The organism is Phreatobacter sp. (assembly GCF_030691135.1).
Taxonomy (GTDB): Bacteria; Pseudomonadota; Alphaproteobacteria; order Rhizobiales; family Phreatobacteraceae; genus Phreatobacter.
The window spans coordinates 1-24,554 of sequence record NZ_JAUYFA010000053.1 but is presented as its reverse complement, the minus strand read 5'-3'; the positions used below and the strand labels follow the sequence as shown (position 1 = coordinate 24,554).

The following is a 24,554-nucleotide window of genomic DNA, read 5'->3' as shown; positions in this document are numbered from 1 at the left end:
GCGTCGTCCTCTGTGCCTTCCAGCCCCCGGCTCAGTATCCGAGGTAGGATTTGCGGATGCCCTCGTCGTTCTTCAGTTCGGCCGAAGGTCCCGCCATCACGACATTGCCGGTTTCCAGCACGTAGGCGTTCTCGGCGAGGTTCAGCGCCAGCCCCGCGTTCTGCTCGACGAGCAGCATGGACACGCCGGCTTCTTCGTTGATCCGCCGCATGATCTGGAAGATCTCCTGGACGATGAGCGGAGCGAGGCCGAAGGAGGGCTCGTCCAGCAGCATCAGGCGCGGGCCCAGCATCAGGGCGCGCGAAATGGCGAGCATCTGCTGCTCGCCGCCCGAGAGCGTGCCGGCCTGCTGGGCGATGCGCTCCTTCAGGCGGGGAAAATAGGTGAAGACGACGTCGAGATCGCGCTTGACCCCTGACTTGTCGCGCCGGCCGTAGCTGGCGATCTTGAGGTTCTCTTCGACCGACAGGCCGACGAAGGTGCCGCGTCCCTCGGGGACATGGGCGACGCCGAGGCGGGTGATGTCCTCGGTCGCCATGCGGTCGATGGGGCGGCCGTCGAAGACGATGCTGCCCTCGCGGCGGACGAGGCCGCTGATCGCCCGCAGCGTCGTCGTCTTGCCGGCGCCGTTGGCCCCGAGCAGGGTGGTAATGCCGCCCTGGGCAATGGAGAAGCTCAGCCCATGCAGGGCTTCCGTCGCTCCGTAATAGGCCCTGAGGCCACTGATCTCGAGGAGTGGCGCCATCGGTCAGGCCCCCGTCCCGAGATAGGCGCGGATGACCTCGGGGTCGCGCTGCACTTCGGCTGGCGTCCCGTCGGCGATCTTTTTGCCGAAGTCGATGGCCACAACCTTGTCGGATACGGACATGACCAGGCTCATGTGATGCTCGACCAGCAGCGTGGTGACCTTCTGGATCTCGACGACGCGGCGGATCTGCTCCTTCAGGACCTCGATCTCCTCGTGGTTGAGGCCGGCCGCCGGTTCGTCGAGGAGCAGAAGCTTGGGCTTTGCGGCGAGGGCGCGTGCGAGTTCGACGCGCTTGCGGATGGGGAAGGGCAGGGGGCCGGCCGGCAAAGCCGCGACGGGCTCGAGGCCCATGAAGGCGACCAGTTCGCGGGCGCGGTCCTCGATCGCCTTTTCCTCGGCCGCGACGCCGCTCGCCCGCAGCACGGAGCGAAGGAAGCCCGCATGGGTCTGGCTGTGGCAACCGACCTTGACGTTGTCGAGGACCGACATGCGGTCGAAGAGCGCGACATTCTGGAAGGTGCGCCCCATCCCGATCGCCGCGATAGCGTGGCGCGGGGCGTTCATGATCGAACGCCCCTGGAAGAGGATGTCGCCCTCGTTGGGGATATAGAGGCGGCTCAGGCAGTTGAAGAGCGTCGTCTTGCCGGCGCCGTTCGGGCCGATGAGACCGACCACATGGCCGGCCTCCACGTCGAACGAGATGCCGTTCAGGGCGATGATGCCGCCGAAGCGGACGGAAATGCCACGGACTGCCAAAAGTGGCGTCTTGACGGAATCCGGGTGTGCGTCGGCAAAGCCAACGGATGTCATGGGCCGCGACCCTCCCTGGAAGCCCTGCGCTTTCTGCGCTGCCGTTTTCGGCGGGACCCTGATCGTCGGAGGCAGTGTGGGCAGATATGCGCGGTGGCTGCAATGCCTGCCGCGACGCTTTGTCGCCGTACCGCAGTGCGGGACGTGGTTTTGCGTTGCAGCGCAACTCAAAGCCACAACCGGCAAAAGAATGAAATTTCATTCCGTTAGCCGAAATGGACCGGCCGGATCGCGGCGCTGCCCTCTTTCCAAAGACGGAGGCGAATTCGCCGTCCGCGGGGGGCGCCGGTCGCTTCGGCTCAGCCGCTGGCGACGAGAATCCGGTTGCGAAGCGTGCCGAGCCTGGCCACCGACAGTTCGATGACGTCGCCTTCGGCGAGGAACCGGTCGTGTTCGAGGCCGCAGCCGCCGTTCACCGTTCCCGAGCCGAAGACCTCGCCCGGCCGCAGCGTTTCCGAGCGCGAGACATAGGCGATCATGTCCTCGAAGGAGTGCAGCATTCCGGCCGTGCTGCTGTCGGTCCAGAGGGCACCGTTCACCCGCGCCGTGGCGGCGAGGCTGTAGGGATCGGCGACCTCGTCGGCGGTGAGGATGTAGGGGCCGAGGGCGTTGCCGGCGTCGAAGCTCTTGCCCTTGGCGGGGCCGAGCATGCCGGCCATCTCGGCGAGCTGCGCGTCACGCGCCGAAAAGTCGTTGAAGATCGTGTAGCCGAAGATATGCCCGCCGGCGTCGCCGACCGGGATGTTGGAGCCGCCGCCCCACAGGATCGCCGCGAATTCGAGTTCGTAGTCCATCAGCGTCGAATAGTCGGGCCAGACGATGTCGGTGTCCGGGCCGACGATCGAGAAACGGTTGGTGAAGTAGTAGATCGGCCGCTCGCGATAGACCTTCGGCACCTCGGCTTCGGGCTTCAGTGCCCGGGCGGCGGCCTCGTCGCCCTTCGCGCGCGCGATGATCCGGCGCATCCCAACCGGCGCATCGAGGATATGGCGGGGGAAGACCGAGAAGTCGCGCACCTGCGGGGGCACCGGGATCGGCGCCAGCAGCCGCACCCGCGACAGCGGCCGGGCGATGTCCTCGTCGATCTTGTGCGTCGCCGCGAGGTGGCGCGCCTTGTCGAGGGCGCGCGGACCCGCCTCGATGAGCGACAGCATGGAGCGGAACGCGGTGGCCGGGACGTGGTCGCGGTGGGCCGCCGTGGCGAGGTCGAGCACGTGCTCGTCGCCCTCCGGCCCGATGATGGCGCCGAGGCGGTCGCGTCCATGCGAGCCGACGAAGGTGACGAGCTTCATGGCGTTTCAGTCCTCGAAGATGGCAACGGCCCGACAGAATCCGGCGGAGGCCTTGTGTATCTTGAACGGGAAGCAGGCGATGGTGAAGCCGGTCGGCGGCAACTGCTCGAGGTTGGTCATCTTCTCGATATGGCCATAGGCGCGCACCATGCCGGCGCGATGGCCCTCCCATATCAGTTTGGCATCGCCCGTCGCGGCATATTTGCGCGCCGTGTGGACGAAGGGCGCGTCCCAGCTCCAGGCGTCCGTGCCGGTGATCCTGACGCCGCGCTCGGTCAGCCAGAGCGTCGCCTCGCGGCCCATGCCGCAGCCGCGCCCGACATAATCAGGCTCGCCATAGCGCGCCCCGGCGGCGGTGTTCACCACCACGATGTCGAGCGGCTGCAGTGTCACGCCGGTGCGGGCCAGTTCCTGCTCGACATCGTCGGCGGTGGCCACGTAGCCGTCGGGAAAATGGCGGAAGTCGAGCTTCACGCCGCGCTGGAAACACCAGTCCAACGGCATTTCGTCGATGGTCCAGGCCGGCTTGCCGCCATCCGTGGTCGAGTGGAAATGGTAGGGCGCGTCGAGATGGGTGCCGTTGTGGGTCGAGACGTTGAGCTGCTCGACGGCCCATCCCTCGCCGCCAGGCAGGTCGTCCTGCGTCAGACCGGGGAAGAAGGGCAGGATCTGCGCGACCGACTGCTTGTGGTCGATATAGGTGATGGCGGGCAGGGCGCTCGGCGGGTCGGAGGCGATGTCGGCGCGCAGCGCCACCGAAAGGTCGATAATGCGGCGTGGCAAGGGGAAACTCCTCGAGGGCTGGTCATCGGATACGCGATTCAGTGGCCGTGCTCTTCTGCGGCGAGAGCGCGCAGGCCCGCCGCGGCGAAGGTGACGGCCCGCGCGAGCATGGCGTCGGTGTCGTCGTCGCGGGCCTCGCCCTCCGACAACCGGTCGGCGCGACCGGTCGGCGTCATCTGGGTCAGGGCCGCGCCGACGACGAAGAGATAGCCCCAGGTCGCGTTGGCGCGGTCGAGACCCGGGAGGGCGGCCTTGAGCGCGGAGATGAACCGTTCCGCCATGGGGTCGTAGCTGCGGGCGACGAGGCCCTTCTGCCAGTCGCCTTCGGACGTGCTGACCGCGAGAATGAGGCCGGCGAAACGGCCGCCGCCCAGGCTCGGATCATGCCCGGCCTCGATGGTGGGGCGCAGCAGGGCCTCGACGATGTCCTCCACCGACGTCTTGCCGCGGGCGAGCATGACGTCGAGGCGGGCCAGCCGGATGCGGTTGATGGCACCGGAACGGCGGGCGAACATGGCTTCGAACAGGCCTTCCTTGGTCTTGTAGTGATAGTGCAGCAGCGCCTGGGCGACACCCGCCTCATCGGCGATGGCGCGCATCGAGGCCCCTTCGAACCCGCGGGCTGCGAAGATGGCTTCGGCCGCGTCGAGAATGTCCTCGCGGGAGGAGCCTCTGGCGGGCGGACGAGAAGGGGTCATGGTGCCCTGACGGTCCTGATCGGGCGATCAGTGAAGACCACTTGTCCGGCTTGCTCAATATCGGCCGAACAGGGGGGCCGCTTATCGGCGACAGGGTCCCGGCATGCCAGGTCGCCTCCGTTCGGGGGAATGTTCAAGTGCCGAGTGCTGGGGCAGGCTCCCGATCCCGCCCACCCGCGGAGGTTCCATGTCGGCGACGGAAGACGGTCCCATCCCGCTCAGGATGGTGAAGGCCAATGGCATCGCGATGCGGGTCGCCGAGCTCGGCGAGGGGCCGCTCGTCCTCTTCTGCCACGGCTGGCCGGAGGGCTGGGCCTCATGGCGTCATCAGATGCGGGCGGTGGCGGCCGCGGGTTACCGGGCGGTCGCGCCCGACATGCGCGGCTACGGACATACCGACGCGCCGGCCGAGATCGAGCGCTATTCCCTCCTCGACCTCGTCGCCGACCAGGTGGAACTGGTGAAGGTGCTGGGGGCGGACAGCGCCGTCATCGTCGGCCACGACTGGGGCGCGCCGGTCGCCTGGCATGCGGCGCTGCTGCGCCCGGACCTGTTCCGGGCCGTCGTCGGCATGAGCGTGCCCTGGACGCCGCCGGGCTACACGGATCTCCTGACGGCGCTGGAGAAGCTCGGTATCCGCGATTTCTACATGCAGTATTTCCAGGCGCCGGGCGTCGCCGAGGCCGAACTCGACCGCGACCCCGAAGACAGCCTGAAGCGGATCTATTTCGACGGGTTCGGCGAGCGCGCCGGCCGCCGCAAATCGATGATCCGGCTGAAGACGCCGGGCGGCATCATCGCCAATACCGATCCGCCCGGTGAACCTCCCGATTGGTTGCCATCGTCCCACATGGCCTACATGGGTGGCCAGTTCGCCCATTCCGGTTTTCGCGGCGGCCTCAACTGGTACCGGAACCTCAGGCGCAACGCGGCGCTGACGGCGCCGTGGCGCGGCCAGCCGATCCGCCAGCCGTCTCTGTTCATCGCCGGCACCCACGACGGGGTGATGCATTTCCCGGCATCGAAGGCGCAGATCGAGGCCTATCCGACGACCCTTCCGGGCTGCCGCGGCGTGCATCTCATCGAGGGCGCGGGCCACTGGATCCAGCAGGAGCGGGCGGCGGAGGTGAGTGCGCTGCTGACGGGGTTCTTGGAGGGGCTCAAGGGGTGAGCATCCGCCGACCGAAGAGGCTCTGTCACCTCCATCGTCATGTGTTCGGAGAAGGCTCGGGAACCTCCACCGACATGCCCGGGCTTGCCCCGGGCATCCACGACTTCCTTCGATCTTCGTGTTCAAGTCGTGGATGCCCGGCACGAGGCCGGGGATGACGCGCCGAGGGCATTTCATGGAACGCCAGGCCGCGGGGCCTGGCCTCACCGCGCCGGGACGAGACGTTCCTTGCCGACGCCTTCCTGGCCGGCGATGGTCCAGGTGCCGTCGAGGGTGCCATCGTCGTTGATCCGGTAGACGACGAGCCCGACGGACTCGCCGAGCTTGTAGGCGGCGGAGAGCACATTGCCCTGACGCATGCAGAAGCCCTCGGTGGGCGGCGTGTTGGCGATGCTCCAGCGGATGCCGCAATTGCCGCCCGCCGTGCCACTGATCACGGCGACGCCGCGATAGCCTGTGCCGTTTCCGTTGTCGCCGATGACCTGGTAACGTCCCGTCAGTTGCTGGGCGGCGGCGGCGCCCAGTGCCGCCATCATGATCGCCGCGGTCGCGGCCAGCGTCCTTGTGAACATCGTCACTCCCCGTGATTGATCTGGCTTGCGCCGAAACGACGGTATCATGAGCACAATTGCCGGATCATGTCACAGGACCGCGGCGGGAATTTTCGGCGCTTGCTGCTTGCAGCTTCCGCCGTCGCCCGCTATCTCGCGCTGATCACGCGACATCATTCTCGACGCGGCGCGGCACCGCCGGTGCACGCGGCATTCCAGGGACGCCCCACGCCATGGCTCGCCAGTTCGCCTACCACATGACCGGCCTCTCCAAGGCCTATCCGAACGGCAAGAAGGTCCTGGAGAACGTCCACCTGTCCTTCTACCCGGATGCCAAGATCGGCGTGCTCGGCGTCAACGGCTCCGGCAAGTCGACGCTGCTGCGCATCATGGCCGGGATGGACAAGGAGTATACCGGTGAGGCCTGGGCCGCCGAGGGCGTGCGCGTCGGCTATCTGCCGCAGGAACCGCAGCTCGATACCAGTCTCAACGTGCGCGAGAACGTCATGCTCGGCGTCGCCAAGAAGAAGGCGATCCTCGACCGCTACAACGAACTCGCCATGAACTATTCCGACGAGAGCGCCGACGAGATGGCCAAGCTCCAGGACGAGATCGAGGCGCAGGGCCTGTGGGACCTCGACAGCCAGGTCGACCAGGCCATGGACGCGCTGATCTGCCCGCCGGACGATTGGGCGGTGGACAAGCTCTCGGGCGGCGAGAAGCGCCGCGTCGCGCTCTGCCGCCTGCTGCTCGACAGGCCCGAAGTGCTCCTTCTCGACGAGCCGACCAACCATCTCGACGCCGAGACGACGGCCTGGCTGGAAGGCCACCTGCGCAGCTATCCCGGCGCCATCCTGATCGTCACCCACGACCGCTACTTCCTCGACAACGTCACCGGCTGGATCCTCGAGCTCGACCGCGGCAAGGGTATCCCCTACGAGGGCAACTACTCGTCCTGGCTGCAGCAGAAGCAGAAGCGCCTGGTGCAGGAGGGCCGCGAGGAGGAAACGCGGCTCAAGGCCCTGCAGCGTGAAGCCGAATGGATGGGCTCGTCCCCGAAGGCGCGGCAGGCCAAGAACAAGGCCCGCATCCAGCGCTACGACGATCTCGTGCAGAAGGCCGCCGAGGTCGGCCCGACGACGGCGCAGATCATCATTCCGATCGCCGAGCGGCTCGGCAACAATGTCATCGAGTTCAAGGCCCTGTCGAAGGCCTTCGGCGACAAGCTGCTGATCGACAACCTGTCGTTCCGCCTGCCGCCGGGCGGAATCGTCGGCGTCATCGGCCCGAACGGCGCCGGCAAGACGACGCTGTTCCGCATGATCGCCGCCCAGGAAGCGCCGGACGCCGGCGAGATCGTCGTCGCCGACAACGTCAAGCTCGGCTATGTCGACCAGTCGCGCGACGCCCTCGCCGACGGCAAGACGGTCTATGAGGAGATCTCCGGCGGCAACGAGATCCTCTATCTGGGAAAACGCGAGATCAACGCCCGCGCCTATTGCGGCGCCTTCAACTTCAAGGGCGGCGACCAGCAGAAGAAGGTCGGGCAGCTCTCCGGCGGCGAACGCAATCGCGTCCACCTCGCCAAGATCCTGCAGCGCGGCGCCAATGTCCTGCTGCTCGACGAGCCGACCAACGACCTCGACGTCGATACGCTCAGGGCGCTGGAGGAGGCGCTGGAGGATTATGCCGGCTGCGCCGTCATCATCAGCCATGACCGCATGTTCCTCGACCGCATCGCGACCCATATCCTCGCCTTCGAGGGCGACAGCCATGTCGAGTGGTTCGAGGGCAATTTCCAGGACTACGAGGAGGACAAGAAGCGCCGCCTCGGCACGGATTCGACCATTCCGAAGCGCATCCAGTACAAGAAGTTCGCGCGCTGATCGAAACGAGCGGCGGCCGACTGCCGCTCCGCTTCTTGGCCCCTCACTCTTTCCCCTCCCCGCCCGGAACAGCAGGGAGGGGTGTGGGGGCGTCTGCCGTCACTCCCCCGCCAGATCCGCCGCGCTGAGCCAGAACACCTCGCCCTCACTCTCGGCCGAATCGAGCCAGAGGAAGGGCAGGTCGAATTCCGCCTCCAGGATGTCGCGGCCCGTACCGATCTCGCAGAGGAGCCCGCCCTCGGGGGTGAGGTGGTCGCCGGCCGTCGCTAGGATGCGGCGGACAATGTCGAGCCCGTCGGCACCGCCGAGATGGGCCATGACCGGCTCGGCGCGGTATTCCGCCGGGAAGGCGTTGACCTCCGCCTGCGCCACATAGGGCGGGTTGGCGATGATGAGGTCGTAGCGCCGGCCGGCCAGCGGCTTGAAGAGATCGCCAGCGACGAGGTGCACGCGGTCCTCCATCTCGTGGTCGGCGACGTTGAGCCGCGCCACCTCGAGCGCGTCCTTCGACAGGTCGACGGCGTCGACGGCGGCGTTCGGATAGGCCATGGCGGCAAGGATCGCGAGGCAGCCCGAGCCGGTGCACAGGTCGAGCACGCGGGTCACCTCGAAAGGCTCGGGGATCGGGCCGGCGCCGTCCTGCGTCAGGGCGCCCGTCATCATCATCTCGCCGAGATAGGAGCGCGGCACGATGACCCGCTCGTCCACCCGGAACGGCACGCCCTGGATATAGGCGCGGCCGACGAGATAGGGCGCCGGCTTGCGGGTGGCGATGCGGGCCTCGATGAGCCCGATCAGCCGCTCGCGCTCGGGCCGTGTCAGGCGGGCATCGAGCCAGGGACCGAGTTCGTCGACCGGCAGCGACAGCCCTTCCAGCATCATGAAGGCGGCCTCGTCCAGCGCGGTGGTGGTGCCATGGCCGTAGGTGAGCCGCGCCTGGGAAAAGCGCGTCACCGCATAGCGCACGAGGTCGCGCAGCGTCAGGAGTTCGTCGGCGGGCGAGAGGGCCGAGGCGCTTGGCATGGAAGACGTTCCGCAACGGGCGACAACCTCGCCCTTCCGCCGTGCTAAAGGCTCACCGGTCCGGCTTCAAGCCTCGTCGCCTGCCGTGACGGAGTGGCGCGCGGCGATCACGAAACCGCCATCTGCCATCGCATCGCCCAAGTCCGGGGCGAGGGTGTCTCTTCTGGGGCGAAGGTCTCCTTGCGGATCACCCGTTTCGGAGGCATTCTGCCGCGGTGCACCCCGACCCGACAGGCGCTGTTCGCGCGCGCGGCGCCGATCTTCCCCGAGGGATGACGAGAGAGCGATTGTGACGATAAAGACCCCTTTTCGCGTCCTCGTGCTGGCGGTTGCCATCGCTACCGCCGCCGTCTCCTCGGGCCATGCCCAGGTGCGCAACCCTACATTTGAACCGCTGGGTGCGACGCCGACTTTCCGCGATGCCCTGCGGGTGTCGGTCTACGGCAACGTGCTGGCGGCGCGTCTCGCATCAAACGTGCGGGACACCGCGGCGGCTTCCGTCTTTTGGCGCGCCGCGCTCCGGCAGGATCCCCGCAACACCGAGATTCTCGAACGCGCCTTCGTGACGACGCTGGCCGACGGCAATGTCGACGAGGCCAGCCCGCTCGCCGAAAGGCTCATCCTGATCGATCGCGGCCATCGCCTGGCGCGGTTGACCCTGGCGATGCGGGCGGTGAAGGCCAAGCAGTTCCAGACGGCGCGCATGCACCTGACGGCGGCGCCGCGGGCCAATGCCGACCTGACCTCGGCGCTGCTCATCGGCTGGACGCATCTGGGATCGGGCGATGCGCAGGCGGGTGTCGCCGCGCTCGACCGCCTCACCGGCGCCGACTGGTACAGCCTGTTCAAGAACTTCCATGCCGGCCTCATTCTCGATGCCGCAGGGCGTCGCACGGAAGCCGGCCGGCGGCTGGAGGAGGCCTATAAGCAGGATCCGACCATCCTTAGGATCGTCGACGCCTACGGGCGCTGGGCATCGCGCGCCAAGTCGGCGGATGACGCCCGGCAGATCTTCGCCGCCTACGACAAGGTCATTCCCAACCACCCGGTCATTGTCGCCGCGCAGGAGCGGCTGAACGCGCCGGGCGGAAGCCTGCCGATGCTGGTGCGCACCAGCCAGGCGGGCGCGGCCGAGGTCCTCTACGGCCTCGGTTCGGCGCTGTCGCGGCAGGGCGGCGAGGATCTCGCCCTCATCTATCTGCAGCTCGCCCGCTGGCTTGAGCCGCAGCAGGACATGGCGATCCTGTCGCTGGCCGACCTCTATGAATTCATGAAGCTGCCCCGCCGCGCCATTGCGGTGTTCGAGGCCATGCCGGAGAGTTCGCCGCTCTACCGTAACGCCCAGATCCAGCGGGCGCTGAACCTCGAGCAGCTCGACCGCACCGACGAGGCGCGCAAGGCGCTGTCCGAACTCATCGCCCGCAACCCGCAGGATCTCGAGGCGCTGCAGGCGCTTGGCAATATCCAGCGGGCGCGCAAGATGTTCGGTGAGGCGGCCGAGACCTATTCCCGGGCGCTGGCGCTGATCCCCGATCCCGGACCCCAGCACTGGATCTATTTCTATTTCCGCGGCATCGCCTACGAGCGCACCAAACAATGGGCCAAGGCCGAGGTGGACCTGAAGCGGGCGCTGACGCTGATCCCCGACAACAATGTGCGCGGTCGGGCCCAGGTTCTGAATTACCTCGGCTATTCCTGGGTCGACCAGGGCATCAATCTGCAAGAGGGCCTCGAACTAGTCCGCAAGGCGGTCGAGCTGACGCCCGAGGACGGCTATATCGTCGACAGCCTCGGCTGGGCCTATTACCGCATGGGCCGCTACGAGGAGGCGGTGGCCGAACTGGAGCGAGCGATCGAGCTGAAGCCGGAAGATCCGGTGATCAACGATCACCTGGGCGATGCCTACTGGAAGGCCGGCCGCGAACTGGAGGCACGGTTCCAGTGGAACCATGCCCGCGACCTGAAGCCGGAGCCGGACGACCTGCCGCGGATCCTCGACAAGATCGCCAATGGCCTCACCGACAGCCCGGTGCAGACCAGCCGCAACACCGGCGAGGCCCCGGCCCCGAAGCCGAACTGATCGGTTCGGGTGCCTTGCCCATGCCGCCCGCTCTCGCCGAGCGCGCGCCCGCCAAGGTGAATCTGACGCTCGCCGTCAGGGCGCGGCGGGCGGACGGCTATCACGACATCGAAAGCCTCGTGGTCTTCGCCCGGACGGGTGATGAGCTTCGTTTCGTGCCCGGCGGGGACGCTTTCGGCCTGGTGGTGCGCGGCAGGACTGCGCAGGCCGCCGGACCCGGTGCGGACAATCTCGTGCTCAAGGCGGCGCGGCTGCTGGCTGACCGCGTCCCTGGCCTGCCGGCTGGTCGCTTCACGCTCGTCAAGCGGCTGCCGGTCGCCGCCGGCCTCGGCGGCGGCTCGTCGGATGCCGCCGCCGCCCTGCGCCTCCTCGCCCGCGCCGCAGGTCTTGGCCTCGATGATCCGCGCCTCCTGGAGGCGGCCCGGCTGACCGGCTCCGACGTGTCGGTCTGTCTCGTTCCCGCCGCCCGCTTCATGCGCGGCATCGGGCACGATCTCGGCCCGCCGCTCGTCCTGCCGCGGCTCGCCGCCCTTCTCGTCAACCCGCAGGTGGCGGTGCCGACACCCGCCGTCTTCGCCCGCCTCGGCCTCGCGACGGGGGCGGTTCAGGGTGCGGATCCGGCGACGGTCATCGAGACGGTCCTGCGACCGGAGAAATCGGTTCTGCTGGCGCTTCTTGCCGCTTCGCGCAACGATCTGGAGGCGCCGGCCCTGGCGCTGGAGCCGGTCATCGGCAGCACGTTGGCGCGGCTCCGGGCCGATCCCGCCTGCCGGCTCGCCCGCATGTCGGGGTCCGGTGCGACGGTCTTCGGGCTCTACGATACCTGCCGCGCCGCGGCGGCCGCGGGCAAGGCGATCAGCGCCGCCCATCCGGGCTGGTGGGTGAAGCCGACCATGATGGGGTGAGGGCGACGACCGCGCCCGTCAGCCGTTCCGATAGCGACCCCAGCCGGCCGCCCGGAGCTCGCAGGCCGGGCAGGTGCCGCAGCCATGGCCCCAGTCATGGAGCTGGCTGCGGTCGCCGAGATAGCAGGAATGGGATTCGGTCCGGATCAGCTCGACCAGCGCCGCGCCGCCGAGCCGCTCCGCCAGCCGCCATGTTTCGGCCTTGTCGATGAACATCAGTGGCGTGTGCAGCACGAAGCGCTTTTCCATGCCGAGGTTCAGCGCCACCTGCAGCGCCTTGATCGTGTCATCGCGGCAGTCGGGATAACCGGAATAATCCGTCTCGCAGACGCCCGTGACGATGTGCCTGAGGCCGCGGCGATAGGCGAGGGCTGCGGCGAAGGTGAGGAAGACGAGGTTGCGGCCGGGCACGAAGGTGTTGGGCAGGCCCTGGTCGGTCATGGCGATGGCGACCGATCGCGTCAGGGCGGTGTCGGAGACCTCGCCGAGGGCCGCGAGACCGAGTGTATGGTCCGACCCCAGTCGCGCCGCCCATTCGGCTTTCACCGCGGGCAGCCCATCGCGAATGCCAGCACGGCAGGCGAGCTCGACCCGATGACGCTGGTCATAGTCGAAGCCAAGGGTTTCGACATGGCCGAATCGGTCGAGGGCCCAGGCCAGGCAGGTGGCCGAATCCTGTCCACCGGAGAAGAGAACAAGGGCGCCGTCGCCAGTCATGGGAGCCGGTTCGTCGTTGGCCGTCATCAATGGGCGCGGGAGATGCAGAAATCGACCGCCTGGACGAGGGCGTCCTTCATCGCGCTGTCCGGGAACAGGGCAAGGGCGTCCTTGGCCATGTCGCCATAGTGACGGGCGCGTTCGATCGTGTCGGCCAGCGCGCCGTGGCGGGCCATGAAGCCGGTGGCGGTCTCGAAATCGCCGTCGGCGATATCGCCGTCGACCAGTACCTTTTTCCAGAAGGCGCGCTCCTGTTCGGAGCCGCGCCGGAAGGCGAGGACGACGGGCAGGGTGATCTTCCCCTCGCGGAAGTCGTCGCCGGTGTTCTTGCCGAGCTTCTGCGCCTTGCCGCCATAGTCGAGGGCGTCGTCGACGAGTTGGAAGGCGATGCCGAGATTCATGCCATAGGCGCGGGCGGCGGCCTGTTCGGCCTTGGGCTTGCCGGAGATGACGGGGCCGACCTCACAGGCGGCGGCGAAGAGCTCTGCCGTCTTGCCGCGGATGACGGCGAGATACTCGTCCTCGGTGGTCGAGGTGTTCTTGGCGGCGGCGAGCTGCATCACCTCGCCCTCGGCAATGACGGCGGCAGCGGTGGACAGGATGTCGAGGGCGCGCAGCGAGCCGACCTCGACCATCATCTTGAAGGCCTGGCCGAGCAGGAAGTCGCCGACGAGCACCGAGGCCTCGTTGCCCCAGACCATGCGCGCCGCCGGCCGGCCGCGGCGCATGTCGCTCTCGTCGACCACATCGTCATGCAGGAGCGTCGCCGTGTGCATGAATTCGACCGCGGCGGCGAGCTTGACATGGCCCTCGCCCTGGTAGCCGGCCAGGGCCGCGGTCGCGAGCGTCAGCATGGGCCTGAGGCGCTTGCCACCGGAGGAGATCAGATGATTCGCCACTTCCGGGATCATGGTGACCTCGGAGCCGGTCCGCGACAGGATCATCGCATTGACCCGTTCCATGTCCGCCCGCGTGGCGCCTACCAATGCCTCGATGGAGGCCCTGTCCTTTTCGAAGGGGACAACGACTGCCACGCCATGCTCCACTGCCGGCCCGCAGGATGCGGGCAATTTCGTGACGGACAATAGGGTCGCGGCGTGGTCTTCTCAAGCGGCGCACCCTTCACGAAAAGTCGCACGCGGCGGACCGGAGGACGTTTTGGAAGAAATCATCCGCACCGCCGATCCGGTTCTCGTCAGCGCCGTGGAAGCGCTGCTCGAGGGCGAGGGGATCACGGTCCTCGTCGCTGACCGGCACATCTCGGCTGTCGAGGCGCGGATCGCCGCCTTTCCGCTGCGTATTCTCGTTCCCGCCGAAGATGTCGCCCGCGCCCGGATGGCCATTACCCAGGCCGGCTGGGGCGAGACGCTGAGGCAGGGGAATCCTTGATCGCGGGTGGCCGCAGATGTTTTTCTGCATAGCGCACATTAGGATTGAAAGATTCTAACAAGCGCACGTGTATGCAATAAGGCGCATATGACTCTGCTTATCGACCCTCTCTTTGAACCCACGGCGGACCGGATTCTCGGGGGCCGCGTGGAGATCACGCAACCGCGGGTCGGTCACCGTGCCGGGCATGATGCCGTCCTGCTGGCCGCTGCCGTGCCGGCTGCGCCGGGCGACCGCATCCTCGATCTCGGGGCCGGGGTCGGCGCCGCCGCCTTCTGCCTGGCGGCCCGCGTGCCGCAATGTTTCCTGACCCTGGTGGAGATCGACCCGGCGCTGGCGGCCCTTGCCGAGCAGAACGCCGCAGCCAACGGCTTCGGCAACCGCACGCGCGTCATCGTCATGGATGCGCTGGCGCGGGGGGCACCGCGCGAGAAGACCGCGCTTCTGGTCGGCGAGATTGACCGCGTCATCACCAATCCGCCGTTCCACGACGCGCCGCGCCACCGCGCCTCGCCGGGCGCCGCCAAGCGCCTCGCCCATTCCGGCGGCGACGAGCTGCTCGCCGGTTTCCTGCGCAAGGCCGTGTGTGTGCTGCGCCCCGGCGGAACCGTGACGCTGATCCACCGCGCCGACCGGCCGGAGGCGCTGCTCGCCGCCATGAAGGGCCGGTTCGGCGGCCTCACCATCCGGCCGATTCACCCGAAACCCGAATCACCGGCCGCCCGGCTGATCATCACCGGGACCAAGGGCTCGCGGGCGCCGGTCTCCATCCTTCCAGGGCTGGTGCTGCAGGATTGCCTCGGACGGCCGACGGCGGAAGCCGAGGCGATCCTGCGCGAGGGGCGGGCGCTCTAGGAGACTGCGAACGCCGTCTCGGCCGCACCTGGACAAAGCTCTCTCTGTCACGCCCGGCCTTGTGTCGGGCATGCATGGCTTGAACATGGCGCGTGACAGAATTCGTGGATGCCCGGGGCGAGCCCGGGCATGACGACGCCCTGCGGAAACGCCAGATCAGCCCTCGATCTTCGAGAAATCGGCGACCGTCGCCGTGGCGGCGCGCAGTTCCGCGAGGATCTTCAGCCGGTTCTCGCGCAGCGCTGCATCCTCGGCATTGACCGTCACCTTGTCGAAGAAGGCATCGACCGCCGGGCGGAGCTCGGCCAGCGCCTTCATCGCCCCGGCATAGTCCTCACGCGCCACGTGGTCGCGGGCATGGGCGCTGGCGGATTGCAGGAGCGCGAAGAGCGCCCGCTCCTCCGGCTCGCCCTTGGCGTGGACGAGGGCTGAATCCGGCGCGCCGTCATAGGCGCGGCCGTCCCTCTTCTCCTCGATGCGCAGGATGTTGATGGCGCGCTTGGTGCCGGCGAGGAGGTTCTTGCCGTCCTCGGTCCCGAGCAGACCGGCGAGCGCCTCGACCCGGCGGACGACGAGCAGCAGGTCGTCATTGCCCTCGCCCGAGGCCAGCACGGCATCGACGAGGTCATGGCGCTGGCCCTGGTCGCGGAGCAGGACCTTCAGGCGGTCATGGAAGAAGGAGAGGAGGTCGGCGCTCCGGTGACGCTCCCAGTCTTGGGGAGGGATGGCGACGATAGGGGTGCCGCGGAGAGCACGGACCGCGTCTGTCGACGTGTGCGTCAGCCTAGACAACAATCCATCGGGGTTGAGGTCACCCGTATGCCGTGCCAGCTCAAGAGTGCCCTTCACTTTTCCCGCATGAGCTTGAAGCAGATCGGCCATGATGGCGCGGCCCGATAGAACAGCGGCTGGTACGAGCTTCATTGAGAGCCCGTTCTCCATCACCAGCCTGATCACACCCAGCGCAGCCCGCCTCAGCGCAAAGGGGTCCTTGCTCCCCGTCGGCTTCTCGTCGATCGCCCAGAAGCCCACCAGCGTGTCCAGCTTGTCCGCCAGCGCCACAGCGACAGCGACCTTGTCGGTGGGCACGCGGTCGCTCGGCCCCTGCGGCTTATAGTGGTCCTCGATGGCGGCGGCGACGCTCTCGTGCTCGCCCTGGAGCAGCGCGTATTTCCGCCCCATCAGGCCCTGGACCTCCGGGAATTCGCCGACGACCTCGGTCATGAGGTCTGCCTTCGCCAGTTCCGCCGCGCGCTCGGCGAGGTCCGGATCGGCGCCGACGAGGGGCGCGATGTGGCGGGCCAGCGCCTTGATGCGGTCGACCCGCTCGCCCTGCGTGCCCAGCTTCTCGTGGAAGACGACGTTGAGGGCCCGCAGCTTGGCCATGCGCTGGTCCAGCGGCTTGGCTGCTGCGTTCTCGAAGTCCGGCAGCGGCTTCTGGTCGGTCTGCCAGAAATAGAGCGCGTCGGAGAGGCGGGCGCGGATGACGCGCTCGTTGCCGGCGACGATGGCGCGGCCGCCGTCGCTGGCCTCGAGGTTCGCGGTGAGCACGAAGCGGTTGGCGAGGCGGCCGGTCTTCGGGTCGCGCACGACGAAGCACTTCTGGTTGGCGCGGATGGTGGCGCGGATCACCTCGTCGGGGATGGCGAGGAAACTCTCCTCGAAGGCGCCCATGAGCACGACCGGCCATTCGACCAGGCCGGCGACCTCGTTCAAGAGCCCCTCGTCCTCGACCAGTTCCAGCCCCTGAGCGAAGCAGAGGTTACGGGCGTCCGTGAGGATGCGGCGCTTGCGCTCTTCCGGATCGGCGACGACGAAGGCCTTTTCCAGGCTCGTCAGATAGTCGTCCATGCGCCGCACGCGGATGTCGCCGGGCGCCATGAAGCGGTGGCCGCGCGTCGTGTCGCCGGCGATGATGCCGTCGATGGCGAAGCGGATGACCTCGGGGTCCTCGGTCTCGGGGCCGAAGGTGCAGAGGATCGACTGCAGCGGCCGCACCCAGCGCAGCGAGGATGACGAGACCGAGGCCGCGCCCCAGCGCATCGATTTCGGCCAGGGGAAGGCACGGATGATCTCCGGCACGATCTCGGCGATCACCTCGGGCACCGGGCGGCCGGGCTTGTCGATGACCGCGATGTAGCTGTCGCCCTTCTTCGGGTCGGACTGGATGGTCGCCTGATCGATGGAGGTGAGGCCGGCGGCCTTGAGGAAGCCCTGGATGGCGGCCTCGGGCGCGCCGACGCGCGGGCCCTTGCGCTCTTCCTTCACATCGGGCGAAGCGGCGGGCAGGCCATGGACGGAAAGGGCGATGCGGCGCGGCGTGACCACGGCGCGGGCGCCTTCGTAGAGACAGCCCCTGGCCACCAGCGCATCCGTCACCGCCTTCTGCAGATGCGCGGCGGCATCCGCCTGCATGCGGGCGGGGATCTCTTCGGAGAGGAGTTCGAGGAGAAGGTCGGGCATGTCACTCACGCATCTGGAGAAGGCGCGACAGGACCCAGGCGATGTCGCCGCTCGCTCCCGAGACGTCGTCGATCAGCCAGCGGCCATTGTCGTTCAGCATGTCGAAGGTGATGACCTGCGTCTCCGGCTGGTCGGCGAAGAGCTTCAGCGTCACCGCAATTTGCGCCTTGCGCTCGTCGCGGCTGACGACGCGGTAGACGTTGCGTGTGTGGTAGGCGTCGTCGCTGTCCTGGCAGCCGCAGGCGAAAACGAAGTCGAGGCCCGACATGACCTCGCCCGCCCTGCGGCCGCGGGCCTGCTGCTCGGTGTAGAGGCGTCGCAGGCGCGGCGTCAGGAAGGGGTTCACCGAGGCGCGTTCCGGCTTGGTGTAGAGGGCACGCAGGGCCGTGACGGGATCAGCAGGTGCCGGCGCCTGGGCGGGCCGCGGCGCAGGCTGGGCGATGGCGGGCAGGGTCGACAGCACCAGGCCGGCGGCGAGCAGTCGGCGGTTCATCAGGATCATGCGGCGGCTCCACCTGCTTCGGTCTTCAACCAGGCGGCGCCGCAGGCCTTGGCCAGTTCGCGCACCCTCAGAATATAGCTCTGCCGCTCGGTGACCGAGATGACGCCGCGGGCGTCGAGCAGGTTGAAGGCGTGGCCGGCCTTCAGGCACTGGTCATAGGCGGGCTGGACCATCAGGTGGCGCTCGCCGCTCTCGCCCTTGCCCAGCAGTGCCCGGCATTCGGTCTCGGCTTCGGCGAAGCGGCGGAACAGGGCGGCGGTGTCGGCATGTTCGAAATTGTAGCGGGAATACTCCTGCTCGGCCTGCAGGAAGACCTCGCGGTAAGTGACCTTCTCGGCTCCCTCGCGGCCGTTGAAGTTCAGCTCCATGATGCTCTCGACATTCTGCAGGTAGCAGGCGAGGCGCTCGAGGCCGTAGGTGAGCTCGCCCGAGACGGGGGCGCATTCGATGCCGGCGACCTGCTGAAAGTAAGTGAACTGCGAAACCTCCATGCCGTCGCACCAGCATTCCCAGCCGAGGCCCCAGGCGCCCAGCGTCGGGTTTTCCCAGTCGTCCTCGACGAAGCGGATGTCGTGCAGCTTCGGGTCGAGGCCGATCGCCTCCAGCGAGCCGAGATAGAGCTCCTGGAGGTTCGGCGGGTTCGGCTTCAGGATCACCTGGAACTGGTAGTAGTGCTGCAGCCGGTTGGGGTTCTCGCCGTAGCGGCCGTCCTTCGGCCGGCGTGACGGCTGGACATAGGCGGCGTTCCAGGGCCGGGGGCCAAGGGAGCGCAGCATGGTGCCGGGATGGGAGGTTCCGGCCCCGACCTCCATGTCATAGGGCTGGAGAATCACGCAGCCCTTCTCCGCCCAGAAGGTCTGGAGCGCCAGAATCAGGCCCTGGAACGAACGTTCGGGCCGCATATGCGGAGGCAGGTGAGCAGAGGACATCGCGGTGCGGCCTGTCGGGACGAGCGGAGCCGACCCTTAATGACCGGGTGCGAGGGGGTCAACCGCCGTCAGAAGGGGCGGTATTCACCCGTGGCGGGATCGCGCCTCAGGCGGCGGCCCGGCTGCTGGGCGCGAACAGGTTTGAGCTGCGCCTGCAGGGACCTGCGCACGAGAACGTAGGTGGCGATCATGACGACCGCGACCGCGGCCCCCATCAGGACTGGCGGCATGATTCTCTCCCGCGGGCCTCGATGATTCGATGCAGTATGACACAGGCTGATTCAGGCAGAATCGCGGCGACCATCGTGGCATTCCTCAATTGCAGGAAATCCGGCCGATGGTGACGCCGTCGAACAGTCCGCGGGCCTGGGGCGAGAGGTCCAGACCGAAATCGGCCGGGGCCAGCGCGCCGCGTTCCGCCAAGGGGACGACCGCGCGGCGCAGGATGCTCGCCTCGGGGCGACGCCAGAAGGCCGGATCGGCGGCAGCGCCGGGGTCCACCGCCGTCCGCGGCGGCATGAAACCGGCGACGAAGAGCGTGATGTTGGCGGCGGCGAGATGGCGCAGGTGGCTGTCGCAGGGCGTGTAGGCGAGGGCGCGCAACTCGTTGGCGAGCTTCGCGGCGTGGTCGAGCACGGCCTGGCCGCTGCGGCGCGGGCCGATGGGCGGCGGGATCAGGCGCGGGCCGTCGACCTCGACATAGCCGTCGCGCTTGCGGAAGACGACAGGCCCGACCGGCGTGTAGGTGAGGGACACTGCGGCGGTGCCAAGCAGCGGCATGCCCGTCGTCGTGGTCGTGGACTCGCGCACGCCCGGAACGAGAGACATGATGCGCGGTCCGGCATCGGCGGTCGCGGCCGGAGCGACCGGTGCCGGTGAATTCAACAGCGCAGAGACCGAGGGCAGGCCGGGCAGGGGTATGGTACCCGAGCCGATGGCGAAGGCCGCGAAGCCGAATGCGGCGGCGCCTACCACCAGAAGCAGTGTGGAAACGCCGCCGTTCGCCTGCTCGGGCTCACGACCGGCAGGGCGCCCGCGATTCTTGCGGAAGTTCATTGCCACGTCGTCGGCCATGGACCCTCGCTGGGGAGCGAAACAAACCTCATTGTCGCCGAGGAGGTGTGAGGGCCCGCTTAACGCCGGCGCGGCCTTTGACGAAAAAGCATCCCGGTCCGGTTAACCGGGACGCAAGCATCGTGGCCGGCGGTGGTCAGACCAGGGACCAGTCGAGCGTGATCTCGGCGTTGAGAAGCTTCGAGATCGGGCAGCCCTCCTTGGCGCTCTTGGCGATCTCGGCGAAATCGTCCTGCGAGATGCCGGGGACATGGGCGGTGAGGGTCAGGGCGGATTTCGCCACCTTGAAGCCGGCACCGTCCTTTTCGAGCGACACGACGGCCTCGGTCTTGAGTTCGGTCGGCGTCAGGTCCCTGGCCTGCAGGGCGAAGGCGAGCGCCATGGTGAAGCAGCCGGCATGGGCCGCGGCGATGAGCTCTTCCGGATTGGTCCCCTTCTCGTCCTCGAAACGGGTGGTGAAGGAATAGGCCGTCCCGTCCAGCACGCCGGACTGGGTGGTGAGCATGCCTTTGCCGTCGCGGCCCGTGCCGTGCCAGACGGCGCTTGCGGATCGGTTCATGGGAGATCTCCTCGGACTTGGGGGGGCGGGGCCGAAGCGGCCTGCCGGCAGAGATGGGGCTCGGCCGCCGGTGAGGCCAGCGCCGCGAGCCTTCCACCCCGTCGTCAAACCCCGATGACGGTCGCGCGGTTCCCATGGGCGAAGGCTCTGGAGGGGATCGGCGGCGGACCGTCGCGGCCCGTCGGCATTGGCGCTAGGCTGCGCCACGGATTCGCCGCAAGCCCCGCGGCACACTGGACTGATGACAATGCGCGCGCTTCTCCTCGCCCTGACGGCTTTTCTCGCGATCCCGACCCTTGCGGCGGCGCAGGCTCCCGCCCAGGGCCAGGCACAGGGCCAGCGCCTGCGCGGAGCCGATTTCGCCGGCTTCTGGGCCTCGCAGCCGGGCGGCCGCGCCGGTGTCGAGATCCGGGTGAGTGGGGCCTCCATCGTCGCCCGCGAACTGTTCAACACCCAGGCCGCCGGGCGCTGCGGCACCGAGGGGCGCGGGCGGCTCACCGGCTTCACCTCGCGGCTGAACTTCCGCGGCCGCTGCTCGGACGGCAGCCGCACCTCGGAGACCTGGTGCTCGGTGACGCTGGAGACGCGCGATCGCATCGCCTCGCGCTGCGGCAACGGCCACCGTACGACGCTGCACCGGGTGAGGGGGTAACCTCCGCCGATCGGCCGGCCTCGCCAGAGGCGCAGCTCCGCTTTAGCCTCTCGTCGCGCCGCGGCGACGCGCTGCGGTTCCGGGGGAGAGGGTCATGCTGACGGGCGGATGCTATTGCGGCGCGTTGCGCTACGAGGCCGAGGGCGCGCCGCTGTTTCGCGGCGAATGCCATTGCCGAGAATGCCAGAAGATCTCCGGCGGTGCCGAGAATTACTTCATGGCGGTACCGGTGGACGGCTACCGCTACGTCAAGGGCGAGCCGGCGCGGTTTGCCAGGCCGGACCTCGAGAACCCCGTGACGCGCGAGTTCTGCGCCACCTGCGGCACGCATCTGGCGACGCGGTCGCCGCGCCGGAAGAACGCGGTGATCCTCAAGGTCGGCGGGCTGGACGATCCCTCAGTCTACGGCGGGCCGGAGGTCGTGTTCTACACGTCAGAGGCGCAGCCCTTCCATCAGTTCCCGGAAGGGGTGCCGGCCTTCGAGAAGTTCCCGCCGCCGCGGTGAGGTGAGGCTCTGCGGCCGCACATCGTCATGCCCGGGCTTGTCCCGGGCATCCACGAATTCCTGTGTCGCGGTGTTCAAGTCGTGGATGGCCGGGACAAGCCCGGCCATGACGACAGAGGGCGGCCCGCACCCTCAGAAGGTGCGCGGAGGACGCGACATCGGGCCCAACCTCACATCCCCGGATAGTTTGGCCCGCCGCCACCTTCGGGCGTCACCCAGTTGATGTTCTGGGCGGGGTCCTTGATGTCGCAGGTTTTGCAGTGGACGCAGTTCTGCGCGTTGATGACGAATTTCGGGTCGGTCTTGGCCTCGGGGTCGGCATAGACCACCTCATAGACACCCGCCGGGCAGTAGAGCCGCGCCGGCTCGCCATATTTCGGCAGGTTCTGGGCGATCGGGACCGAGGCGTCCTTCAGGGTGAGATGGACCGGCTGGTCTTCCTCGTGATTGGTGTTCGAGATGAAAACGCTCGACAGTTTGTCGAAGGAGATGACGCCGTCGGGCTTGGGATAGACGATGGGCTTCACCTGATCGAGCGGCTTCAGGGTCTCGAAATCCGCCTTGCCATGCTTCAGGGTGCCGAACGGAGAGACGCCGAAGATCGCATTGATCCACATGTCGATGCCGCCGAGGACGACGCCGCCGATCGTGCCGAATTTCGACCAGAGCGGCTTGACGTTGCGGACGGTCCAGAGGTCCTTGCCGATGGCACTGGAGCGCCAGCTCGCCTCGTATGAGGCGAGTTCGTCATGGGCCCGGCCGGCTTTGAGCGCCTCGGTCAGGTGCTCGGCCGCCAGCATGCCGGAATGGACGGCGTTGTGGGAGCCCTTGATGCGCGGCACGTTGACGAGGCCCGCCGCACAGCCGATCAGCGCGCCGCCCGGGAAGGAGAGCTTCGGTACCGACTGCCAGCCGCCCTCGGTGATGGCGCGGGCGCCGTAGGAGATGCGCTTGCCGCCTTCCAGAACCGGGCGGACCATCGGGTGCTGCTTGAAGCGCTGGAACTCGTCGAAGGGCGAGAGCGTCGGGTTCTCGTAGTTCAGGTGAACGACGAAGCCGACGTAAACCAGGTTGTCCTCGGCGTGATAGAGGAAGGAGCCGCCGCCGGTCTTCATGTCGAGCGGCCAGCCGAAGGAGTGCTGGACGAGGCCGGCCTGGTGGTTCTCCGGCTTGACCTGCCAGATCTCCTTCAGGCCGATGCCGTACTTGCCGGGCTCGCGGCCGTCGTCGAGCTTGAAGCGCCTGATCAGCTGCTTGGTGAGGTGGCCGCGGGCGCCCTCGGCGAAGAGCGTGTATTTGCCGCGCAGCTCCATGCCGCGGGTGAAGCGGTCGGTGATCTCGCCGTTGCGGTCGATGCCCATGTCGCCGGTGGCGACGCCGGTCACCGCGCCCTGGTCGTCGAACAGCACTTCGGCGGCGGCGAAGCCGGGATAGATCTCGACGCCCATGGCCTCGGCACGGGCCGCCAGCCACTTCGTCACATTGCCCAGCGAGCCGATGAAATTGCCGTGGTTGTTCATCAGCTTCGGCATGCCGAAATTCGGCAGGCGAAGAGCACCGGCAGGGCCGAGGAAGTAGAATCGATCGGCGGTGACCGCCTGTTTCAGCGGACGATCCGGGTCCTCGCGCCAGTCGGGGAGCAGCTGGTCGAGGCCGGCCGGGTCGATGACGGCGCCGGACAGGATATGGGCTCCGACCTCGGACCCCTTCTCGACCACGACGACGGTGCAGTTTTCATCCAGTTGTTTGAGGCGGATGGCTGCGGAGAGTCCGGCCGGGCCGGCACCCACGATGACGACGTCATAGTCCATGCCCTCGCGCTCGGGCAGGTCCATCGCTTCGGCCATTGAGATCCCTCGTCATTCGGGGTCCGGGACGCCCCATGCAACTTTGGTCGATTTCTAAAGCACGGCTTCCGGCCGATGACAACGCGTCGACAGGCCGAGGGGGGCGGCCACCGGCACATCGCCCGTTAACCATTTGGTAACCTCCGTTAACGATGTCTTAACATCTGACTTGAGCCGCAATCATTAACAGGAGATTAATGGCCCCGGGTCGCAGGGCAGTCATCGTTGGTTCAGGGGTTTCCACCCATGTTTCGCTTTGCGTCCTGGTTTATGTTCGCAGCTCTCGGCATCGTCGGCCTGTCCGAAGGTGCCCTCGCCCAGCAGGGCGCCCGTCGGCTGGCTTCGTTGCCGGCCGGGGCAGCCACGTCGGCGCCGATCGGTTGGGTTCAGTTCTGCGGGGAAAACCCGGTGGACTGTGCCACGCGCTCACCGGCCGCACGCTCGGTCAATCTGACCTCCGCCGCCTTCGCGCAGCTCGCCCGCGTCAATCTCCAGGTCAACCGGGAGATCGAGCAGGTGACCGACATGGATCATTTCGGCGTCGAGGAATACTGGACCTATCCGGTCACCGGCAAAGGCGACTGCGAGGATCTGGTGCTGGAGAAAAAGCGCCGTCTCATCGCCCTCGGCGTGCCGCGCGAGGCCATGCTGATCACCGTGGTGCGCGATCTCAACGGCGACGGCCATGCCATCCTCACCGTCGTCACCGACCGCGGCGACTATGTCCTCGACAACTTCACCAACGAGGTGAAGCTGTGGCACGAGACCGGCTACCGCTTCATCAAGCGCCAGTCGCAGACCGACCCGAACCAGTGGGTCTCGCTGAACGGCGGTGCCGCCGGCCCGCAGCTGGTGGCCAATCCGCGCCGCTGAGCTTTCCTCATCTCTGTCCGTCTCCCCGGCGGTCGCAGCGGGTGGAGACAGAAGGCCGGAGCGGGTCGCAGCGCTCCGGCCTTTCGCTTATGATGGGGTCATGACCCTGTCTCTCACCCCCGATGCTCTCGAGGCGCTGCTCGTCTTCTACCGCGATGCGGGCGTCGACGTGGCGGTGGGCGAGGAGGCAGCCGACCGCTTCGCCGAGGCCGATGCGGAACTCGCGCGCCGCCGCGATGCGC

25 protein-coding genes are annotated in these 24,554 nt (G+C 67.8%); 9 read left to right on the top strand and 16 right to left on the bottom strand.

Annotated elements, in window-relative coordinates; translation table 11 throughout:
- Positions 1 to 31: 31 nt before the first annotated feature.
- From Q8O26_RS09215 to Q8O26_RS09195, 5 genes are all read right to left on the bottom strand, one after another.
- On the bottom strand, positions 32 to 745 hold the full coding sequence (locus Q8O26_RS09215; protein ID WP_305575213.1) for an ABC transporter ATP-binding protein: 714 nt from the start codon (positions 743 to 745) through the stop codon (positions 32 to 34).
- 3 nt (positions 746 to 748) lie between these two features.
- A complete protein-coding gene (locus tag Q8O26_RS09210) occupies positions 749 to 1,558 on the bottom strand; it encodes an ABC transporter ATP-binding protein (protein WP_305575212.1) in 810 nt (269 codons plus the stop codon).
- 299 nt (positions 1,559 to 1,857) lie between these two features.
- Positions 1,858 to 2,850, bottom strand: coding sequence for a fumarylacetoacetate hydrolase family protein (locus Q8O26_RS09205; protein WP_305575211.1), 993 nt, complete (start codon positions 2,848 to 2,850; stop codon positions 1,858 to 1,860).
- 6 nt (positions 2,851 to 2,856) lie between these two features.
- On the bottom strand, positions 2,857 to 3,633 hold the full coding sequence (locus tag Q8O26_RS09200) for a cyclase family protein (protein ID WP_305575210.1): 777 nt from the start codon (positions 3,631 to 3,633) through the stop codon (positions 2,857 to 2,859).
- 38 nt (positions 3,634 to 3,671) lie between these two features.
- Positions 3,672 to 4,331, bottom strand: a complete 660-nt coding sequence (locus Q8O26_RS09195; protein ID WP_305575209.1) for a TetR/AcrR family transcriptional regulator — start codon at positions 4,329 to 4,331, stop codon at positions 3,672 to 3,674.
- Positions 4,332 to 4,518: 187 nt separating this feature from the next.
- Between Q8O26_RS09195 and Q8O26_RS09190 the strand changes: the two genes are divergently transcribed.
- Positions 4,519 to 5,502 carry an alpha/beta fold hydrolase gene (locus Q8O26_RS09190; RefSeq protein ID WP_305575208.1) on the top strand — a complete coding sequence of 328 codons (984 nt, stop codon included), beginning with the start codon at positions 4,519 to 4,521 and terminating at the stop codon, positions 5,500 to 5,502.
- Between the two features lie 203 nt (positions 5,503 to 5,705).
- Here Q8O26_RS09190 and Q8O26_RS09185 read toward each other — a convergent pair whose 3' ends face one another.
- Entirely contained in the window at positions 5,706 to 6,074 is a 369-nt protein-coding gene (locus Q8O26_RS09185; RefSeq protein ID WP_305575207.1) for a hypothetical protein, read from the bottom strand.
- A gap of 212 nt (positions 6,075 to 6,286) precedes the next feature.
- On the opposite strand from Q8O26_RS09185, the gene ettA reads away from it, so the two are divergent.
- Positions 6,287 to 7,939 carry an energy-dependent translational throttle protein EttA gene (ettA, locus tag Q8O26_RS09180; RefSeq protein WP_305575206.1) on the top strand — a complete coding sequence of 551 codons (1,653 nt, stop codon included), beginning with the start codon at positions 6,287 to 6,289 and terminating at the stop codon, positions 7,937 to 7,939.
- A 99-nt stretch (positions 7,940 to 8,038) separates the two neighbouring features.
- Here the strand turns inward: ettA and prmB are convergent, their stop codons facing one another.
- Positions 8,039 to 8,962 carry a 50S ribosomal protein L3 N(5)-glutamine methyltransferase gene (gene prmB, locus Q8O26_RS09175; protein ID WP_305575205.1) on the bottom strand — a complete coding sequence of 308 codons (924 nt, stop codon included), beginning with the start codon at positions 8,960 to 8,962 and terminating at the stop codon, positions 8,039 to 8,041.
- Between the two features lie 289 nt (positions 8,963 to 9,251).
- Between prmB and Q8O26_RS09170 the strand changes: the two genes are divergently transcribed.
- Both Q8O26_RS09170 and Q8O26_RS09165 read left to right on the top strand, forming a co-directional pair.
- Positions 9,252 to 11,042, top strand: coding sequence for a lipopolysaccharide assembly protein LapB (locus Q8O26_RS09170; RefSeq protein WP_305575204.1), 1,791 nt, complete (start codon positions 9,252 to 9,254; stop codon positions 11,040 to 11,042).
- A gap of 20 nt (positions 11,043 to 11,062) precedes the next feature.
- Positions 11,063 to 11,947, top strand: coding sequence for a 4-(cytidine 5'-diphospho)-2-C-methyl-D-erythritol kinase (locus tag Q8O26_RS09165; protein ID WP_305575203.1), 885 nt, complete (start codon positions 11,063 to 11,065; stop codon positions 11,945 to 11,947).
- Between the two features lie 18 nt (positions 11,948 to 11,965).
- On the opposite strand, the gene queC is transcribed toward Q8O26_RS09165, so the two are convergent.
- Together queC and Q8O26_RS09155 are read right to left on the bottom strand one after the other, a co-directional pair.
- Entirely contained in the window at positions 11,966 to 12,664 is a 699-nt protein-coding gene (queC, locus tag Q8O26_RS09160) for a 7-cyano-7-deazaguanine synthase QueC (RefSeq protein WP_305575202.1), read from the bottom strand.
- Positions 12,665 to 12,690: 26 nt separating this feature from the next.
- Positions 12,691 to 13,698, bottom strand: coding sequence for a polyprenyl synthetase family protein (locus Q8O26_RS09155; protein WP_305575201.1), 1,008 nt, complete (start codon positions 13,696 to 13,698; stop codon positions 12,691 to 12,693).
- Between the two features lie 124 nt (positions 13,699 to 13,822).
- On the opposite strand from Q8O26_RS09155, the gene Q8O26_RS09150 reads away from it, so the two are divergent.
- Complete coding sequence (locus Q8O26_RS09150) at positions 13,823 to 14,053, top strand: DUF2007 domain-containing protein (RefSeq protein ID WP_305575200.1); 231 nt, start codon at positions 13,823 to 13,825, stop codon at positions 14,051 to 14,053.
- A 147-nt stretch (positions 14,054 to 14,200) separates the two neighbouring features.
- Complete coding sequence (locus Q8O26_RS09145) at positions 14,201 to 14,908, top strand: tRNA1(Val) (adenine(37)-N6)-methyltransferase (RefSeq protein WP_305575199.1); 708 nt, start codon at positions 14,201 to 14,203, stop codon at positions 14,906 to 14,908.
- Positions 14,909 to 15,064: 156 nt separating this feature from the next.
- Here Q8O26_RS09145 and glyS read toward each other — a convergent pair whose 3' ends face one another.
- The 6 genes from glyS to Q8O26_RS09115 form a co-directional block, all read right to left on the bottom strand.
- Positions 15,065 to 17,371 (bottom strand): glycine--tRNA ligase subunit beta, encoded by a 2,307-nt coding sequence (gene glyS, locus Q8O26_RS09140; protein ID WP_305575198.1) that lies wholly within the window; start codon positions 17,369 to 17,371, stop codon positions 15,065 to 15,067.
- Position 17,372: 1 nt separating this feature from the next.
- Positions 17,373 to 17,873: a DUF3828 domain-containing protein gene (locus Q8O26_RS09135; RefSeq protein WP_305575197.1), complete on the bottom strand. Its 501-nt coding sequence runs from the start codon at positions 17,871 to 17,873 to the stop codon at positions 17,373 to 17,375.
- Complete coding sequence (locus Q8O26_RS09130) at positions 17,870 to 18,802, bottom strand: glycine--tRNA ligase subunit alpha (RefSeq protein ID WP_305575196.1); 933 nt, start codon at positions 18,800 to 18,802, stop codon at positions 17,870 to 17,872. Before Q8O26_RS09130 ends, Q8O26_RS09135 begins: the two co-directional genes overlap by 4 nt.
- A gap of 68 nt (positions 18,803 to 18,870) precedes the next feature.
- Entirely contained in the window at positions 18,871 to 19,032 is a 162-nt protein-coding gene (locus Q8O26_RS09125; protein WP_305575195.1) for a hypothetical protein, read from the bottom strand.
- An 85-nt stretch (positions 19,033 to 19,117) separates the two neighbouring features.
- Complete coding sequence (locus Q8O26_RS09120; protein ID WP_305575194.1) at positions 19,118 to 19,876, bottom strand: hypothetical protein; 759 nt, start codon at positions 19,874 to 19,876, stop codon at positions 19,118 to 19,120.
- 136 nt (positions 19,877 to 20,012) lie between these two features.
- Positions 20,013 to 20,435 (bottom strand): OsmC family protein, encoded by a 423-nt coding sequence (locus Q8O26_RS09115; protein WP_305575193.1) that lies wholly within the window; start codon positions 20,433 to 20,435, stop codon positions 20,013 to 20,015.
- A gap of 247 nt (positions 20,436 to 20,682) precedes the next feature.
- Here Q8O26_RS09115 and Q8O26_RS09110 point away from each other — a divergent pair, with 247 nt between their 5' ends.
- The gene (locus Q8O26_RS09110) at positions 20,683 to 21,087 is read left to right on the top strand and encodes a hypothetical protein (protein WP_305575192.1); all 405 of its coding nucleotides are present in this window, start codon (positions 20,683 to 20,685) and stop codon (positions 21,085 to 21,087) included.
- Between the two features lie 94 nt (positions 21,088 to 21,181).
- Positions 21,182 to 21,592 carry a GFA family protein gene (locus tag Q8O26_RS09105; RefSeq protein WP_305575191.1) on the top strand — a complete coding sequence of 137 codons (411 nt, stop codon included), beginning with the start codon at positions 21,182 to 21,184 and terminating at the stop codon, positions 21,590 to 21,592.
- 170 nt (positions 21,593 to 21,762) lie between these two features.
- Here Q8O26_RS09105 and Q8O26_RS09100 read toward each other — a convergent pair whose 3' ends face one another.
- Positions 21,763 to 23,439, bottom strand: coding sequence for an electron transfer flavoprotein-ubiquinone oxidoreductase (locus tag Q8O26_RS09100; RefSeq protein ID WP_305575190.1), 1,677 nt, complete (start codon positions 23,437 to 23,439; stop codon positions 21,763 to 21,765).
- A gap of 246 nt (positions 23,440 to 23,685) precedes the next feature.
- Between Q8O26_RS09100 and Q8O26_RS09095 the strand changes: the two genes are divergently transcribed.
- Positions 23,686 to 24,312: a transglutaminase-like cysteine peptidase gene (locus tag Q8O26_RS09095; protein WP_305575189.1), complete on the top strand. Its 627-nt coding sequence runs from the start codon at positions 23,686 to 23,688 to the stop codon at positions 24,310 to 24,312.
- The last annotated feature ends 242 nt before the right edge of the window (positions 24,313 to 24,554 follow it).

What these genes read in the sequence shown, in the direction of transcription:
- queC (WP_305575202.1), bottom strand. Translation starts at nt 12,664, where the DNA reads ATGACTGGCGACGGCGCCCTTGTTCTCTTCTCCGGTGGACAGGATTCG.
- Q8O26_RS09205 (WP_305575211.1), bottom strand. Translation starts at nt 2,850, where the DNA reads ATGAAGCTCGTCACCTTCGTCGGCTCGCATGGACGCGACCGCCTCGGC.
- Q8O26_RS09210 (WP_305575212.1), bottom strand. Translation starts at nt 1,558, where the DNA reads ATGACATCCGTTGGCTTTGCCGACGCACACCCGGATTCCGTCAAGACG.
- Q8O26_RS09115 (WP_305575193.1), bottom strand. Translation starts at nt 20,435, where the DNA reads ATGAACCGATCCGCAAGCGCCGTCTGGCACGGCACGGGCCGCGACGGC.
- Q8O26_RS09130 (WP_305575196.1), bottom strand. Translation starts at nt 18,802, where the DNA reads ATGTCCTCTGCTCACCTGCCTCCGCATATGCGGCCCGAACGTTCGTTC.
- Q8O26_RS09185 (WP_305575207.1), bottom strand. Translation starts at nt 6,074, where the DNA reads ATGTTCACAAGGACGCTGGCCGCGACCGCGGCGATCATGATGGCGGCA.
- ettA (WP_305575206.1), top strand. Translation starts at nt 6,287, where the DNA reads ATGGCTCGCCAGTTCGCCTACCACATGACCGGCCTCTCCAAGGCCTAT.
- Q8O26_RS09110 (WP_305575192.1), top strand. Translation starts at nt 20,683, where the DNA reads ATGCGCGCGCTTCTCCTCGCCCTGACGGCTTTTCTCGCGATCCCGACC.
- Q8O26_RS09195 (WP_305575209.1), bottom strand. Translation starts at nt 4,331, where the DNA reads ATGACCCCTTCTCGTCCGCCCGCCAGAGGCTCCTCCCGCGAGGACATT.
- Q8O26_RS09125 (WP_305575195.1), bottom strand. Translation starts at nt 19,032, where the DNA reads ATGCCGCCAGTCCTGATGGGGGCCGCGGTCGCGGTCGTCATGATCGCC.
- Q8O26_RS09120 (WP_305575194.1), bottom strand. Translation starts at nt 19,876, where the DNA reads ATGGCCGACGACGTGGCAATGAACTTCCGCAAGAATCGCGGGCGCCCT.
- prmB (WP_305575205.1), bottom strand. Translation starts at nt 8,962, where the DNA reads ATGCCAAGCGCCTCGGCCCTCTCGCCCGCCGACGAACTCCTGACGCTG.
- Q8O26_RS09135 (WP_305575197.1), bottom strand. Translation starts at nt 17,873, where the DNA reads ATGATCCTGATGAACCGCCGACTGCTCGCCGCCGGCCTGGTGCTGTCG.
- Q8O26_RS09095 (WP_305575189.1), top strand. Translation starts at nt 23,686, where the DNA reads ATGTTTCGCTTTGCGTCCTGGTTTATGTTCGCAGCTCTCGGCATCGTC.
- Q8O26_RS09190 (WP_305575208.1), top strand. Translation starts at nt 4,519, where the DNA reads ATGTCGGCGACGGAAGACGGTCCCATCCCGCTCAGGATGGTGAAGGCC.
- glyS (WP_305575198.1), bottom strand. Translation starts at nt 17,371, where the DNA reads ATGCCCGACCTTCTCCTCGAACTCCTCTCCGAAGAGATCCCCGCCCGC.
- Q8O26_RS09105 (WP_305575191.1), top strand. Translation starts at nt 21,182, where the DNA reads ATGCTGACGGGCGGATGCTATTGCGGCGCGTTGCGCTACGAGGCCGAG.
- Q8O26_RS09165 (WP_305575203.1), top strand. Translation starts at nt 11,063, where the DNA reads ATGCCGCCCGCTCTCGCCGAGCGCGCGCCCGCCAAGGTGAATCTGACG.
- Q8O26_RS09100 (WP_305575190.1), bottom strand. Translation starts at nt 23,439, where the DNA reads ATGGCCGAAGCGATGGACCTGCCCGAGCGCGAGGGCATGGACTATGAC.
- Q8O26_RS09215 (WP_305575213.1), bottom strand. Translation starts at nt 745, where the DNA reads ATGGCGCCACTCCTCGAGATCAGTGGCCTCAGGGCCTATTACGGAGCG.